Genomic DNA, 2,947 nt, shown 5'->3' with positions numbered 1-2,947 from the left:
TCTTCTCCTCGAGAGCGGGGATGCGCTCTCGGAGGGCGTCTTCACCGGCTCGCTTCGAGAGGGCGACCGGCTCATACTCGGGCATGGTCGGCGTCGTGCGGATGAAGTGGGCCTGGTGGCTGGTGACGAAGACCACGCGAGCGCCGTCGCCGAGCAGCGGGGTCGCCGCGTCGAGCACGTTCAGCTGCGCATCGCGGTTGAGCAGGAGCGCGTAGTCCTCGGCCATCCCCGACTCCATACCTCCGGACGCGTTCAGCACCAGTACGTCGAGGCGGCCGAACTCGGCCGTGACCGCATCGAACATCTCGCCGACCGACGCAGGGTCCGTGAGGTCTGCACCCACGACGAGCACACGGCGCCCGAGCTCGCGCAGCTGTGCGGCGAGCTTCTCGGCGCGGGGTGCCTTGTTGCGGAAGTTGATCACGACGTCGGCACCGGCCTCGGCGAGGTAGCGCACGGTGTCGGCACCGATACCCCGAGACGAGCCGGTGACAAGGGCGACCTTGCCGTCGAGAGAACCTGCGGGAAGAACGTCGGTCACGGTGACTCCTCTGATGCGTGAATCGCCGCGATGGCACGGCGCTTTCAGACTACCAAGGCGCCCCGTGGCGCCGGGATCCCGTTCACGCTGCGTGATAGGTTGACCGCAAAGGAGGCCGCATGGACAACTTCGCGACATTCGTACAGTTCATCGACCAATGGGCATGGATCGGATGGCTGATCCTGATCGCCATCTTCCTCGTGATCGAGATGCTCACCCTCGACTTCACCTTCCTGATGCTGAGCTTCGGCAGCGTCGTCGGGCTCGTCACCGACTTCATCGGGATACCGGTGTGGGTGCAGGTGCTGATCGCCGCTGCGGCGGCGGCACTGTTCATCCTGTTCCTGCGTCCGCCGCTGATCAAGCGCCTGCATCGCGGCGAAGACCCCACCAAGTCCAACGTCGAGGCGCTGCTCGACCTTCGCGGCACCGCCCTGCAGGACATCACGCAGATCTCCGGCCAGGTGAAGCTGAGCAACGGCGACACCTGGACCGCCCGCACCGCCGGTGCCGTGCCGATCCCCCAGGGATCACCGATCGCAGTGATCGCGATCAACGGCGCGACCGCGACCGTCCGCCCCGTCAACGACTAGGAGAACCTCTTGGACGACGCATCGTTCATCCCCGCCGCGATCGGCTGGATCCTCGTCATCGCGATCATCATCTTCGTGGTGGTCACGCTGGCTCGATCCATCCGCATCATCCCGCAGGCGACCGCCGGAGTGGTCGAACGTCTGGGCCGCTATCACAAGACCCTCACGCCGGGTCTGAACATCCTGGTGCCGTTCATCGATCGACTTCGCCCCCTCATCGACATGCGCGAGCAGGTCGTGTCGTTCCCGCCGCAGCCGGTGATCACCGAAGACAACCTCGTGGTCTCGATCGACACCGTGGTCTACTTCCAGGTGACCGATGCACGGGCCGCGACCTACGAGATCGCCAACTACCTCGGCGCCGTCGAGCAGCTGACGACCACGACGCTGCGAAACGTCGTCGGTGGTCTGAACCTCGAAGAGGCGCTGACCAGCCGCGACAACATCAACGGACAGCTGCGTGTCGTGCTCGACGAGGCGACCGGCAAGTGGGGCATCCGCGTGGGCCGCGTCGAGCTGAAAGCCATCGATCCGCCCATCTCCATCCAGGACTCGATGGAGAAGCAGATGCGCGCCGAGCGTGACCGTCGCGCCGCGATCCTCACCGCTGAGGGAACCAAGCAGTCCGCGATCCTCGAAGCAGAGGGCGCTCGACAGGCGGAGATCCTGCGAGCAGAGGGCGACAAGCAGGCCGCGGTGCTGCGGGCACAGGGTGAGGCCGAGGCCATCCAGAACGTCTTCACCGCGATCCACCAGGGCGAGCCGGACGACAAGCTGCTCGCGTACCAGTACCTGCAGATGCTGCCGAAGATCAGCGAGGGCCAGTCCAACAAGCTCTGGATCATCCCGAGTGAGCTGACCGAGGCGCTCAAGGGCATCGGCAGCGCCTTCACCCCCAAGCCCGGCCAGCCTCCGACGAACTACCCGGGCGCGTGACGCACCCCTATTTCGAGAAGGCACGTCACCCCCGAGTCCTCGCTCACCGCGGTCTGATCACTGCGGCGGGCGAGGACTCCGGTGTCTGGGAGAACTCGGCAGCCGCGTTCGCCGCAGCACACGCGGCCGGGGCGGAGTACATCGAGACGGACTGCCAGGTCACGGCCGACGGTGACGTCGTGCTCTTCCACGATTCGACCCTGCAACGACTCGTGGGCGACCCGCGGTCCGTGAGCGACGTGCGGACGCGCGAGCTCGCCGCGATCTTCGCCGACCACGGCGGACTCCTCACCGTCGCGGAGGCCCTCGCGTCGTTCCCGACCGCGCGATTCAACATCGACGTCAAGACACTCGACGCAGCGGAGCCGCTCGGACCGATCCTGGTGGATCACGCGCAGCGCGTCCTGGTGACGAGCTTCTCGGATGCGAACCGTCGAGCGACGATCGCGGCGACTCTGAGAGCCGGAGCCGCCGTGCGTCCCGCGACGTCCGGTGGCAGCCGCACGATCGCCGCGCTGCGCGCGCTCTCGTCGCTCCGCCTCTCCCCCGCGCGGGTCCTTCGCGACGTCGATGCTCTGCAGATCCCCGAGCGGCACGGCGTGGTGAAGGTGCTCACGCCCGCGCTGATCCGCGCCGCTCACGCACACGGAGTCGAGGTGCACGTGTGGACGGTGAACGATCCCGACGATATGCGCAGACTCATCGCGTCGGGCGTCGACGGCGTCGTCTCCGACCGGGCGGACCTGGCACTGGCCGCTCTCGCCGGCTGACGCGCCACGCCGCCCATACGCTCTCGCGCTGGGATTCCGCTGTGAATAGCGCCGAGAACTCAGCCGCGTGGATGACGCCCCCAGGCCGGAGCGTTATACCTGACAGC

At 67.0% G+C, this 2,947-nt stretch carries 4 protein-coding genes; 3 read left to right on the top strand and 1 reads right to left on the bottom strand.

What is annotated here, in order from left to right; translation table 11 throughout:
* Nucleotides 1–541: SDR family oxidoreductase (locus J7E68_RS15225; protein ID WP_215173993.1), on the bottom strand; the 541-nt coding region annotated here is incomplete at its 3' end.
* A gap of 119 nt (nt 542–660) precedes the next feature.
* Between J7E68_RS15225 and J7E68_RS15220 the strand changes: the two genes are divergently transcribed.
* From J7E68_RS15220 to J7E68_RS15210, 3 genes are read left to right on the top strand one after another with little or no spacing between them, the layout of a single operon-like run.
* Entirely contained in the window at nt 661–1,134 is a 474-nt protein-coding gene (locus J7E68_RS15220) for an NfeD family protein (RefSeq protein WP_215173991.1), read from the top strand.
* A gap of 9 nt (nt 1,135–1,143) precedes the next feature.
* Nucleotides 1,144–2,070, top strand: a complete 927-nt coding sequence (locus J7E68_RS15215) for an SPFH domain-containing protein (protein WP_215173989.1) — start codon at nt 1,144–1,146, stop codon at nt 2,068–2,070.
* Nucleotides 2,067–2,840 carry a glycerophosphodiester phosphodiesterase family protein gene (locus tag J7E68_RS15210; protein ID WP_215173987.1) on the top strand — a complete coding sequence of 258 codons (774 nt, stop codon included), beginning with the start codon at nt 2,067–2,069 and terminating at the stop codon, nt 2,838–2,840. Before J7E68_RS15215 ends, J7E68_RS15210 begins: the two co-directional genes overlap by 4 nt.
* The last annotated feature ends 107 nt before the right edge of the window (nt 2,841–2,947 follow it).

The sequence above is a fragment of the Microbacterium sp. ISL-103 genome, assembly GCF_018613995.1.
In the GTDB taxonomy this organism is placed as follows: domain Bacteria; phylum Actinomycetota; class Actinomycetes; order Actinomycetales; family Microbacteriaceae; genus Microbacterium.
The sequence above is the reverse complement of the archived record's forward strand: the minus strand, read 5'-3'. Positions and strand labels throughout refer to the sequence as shown.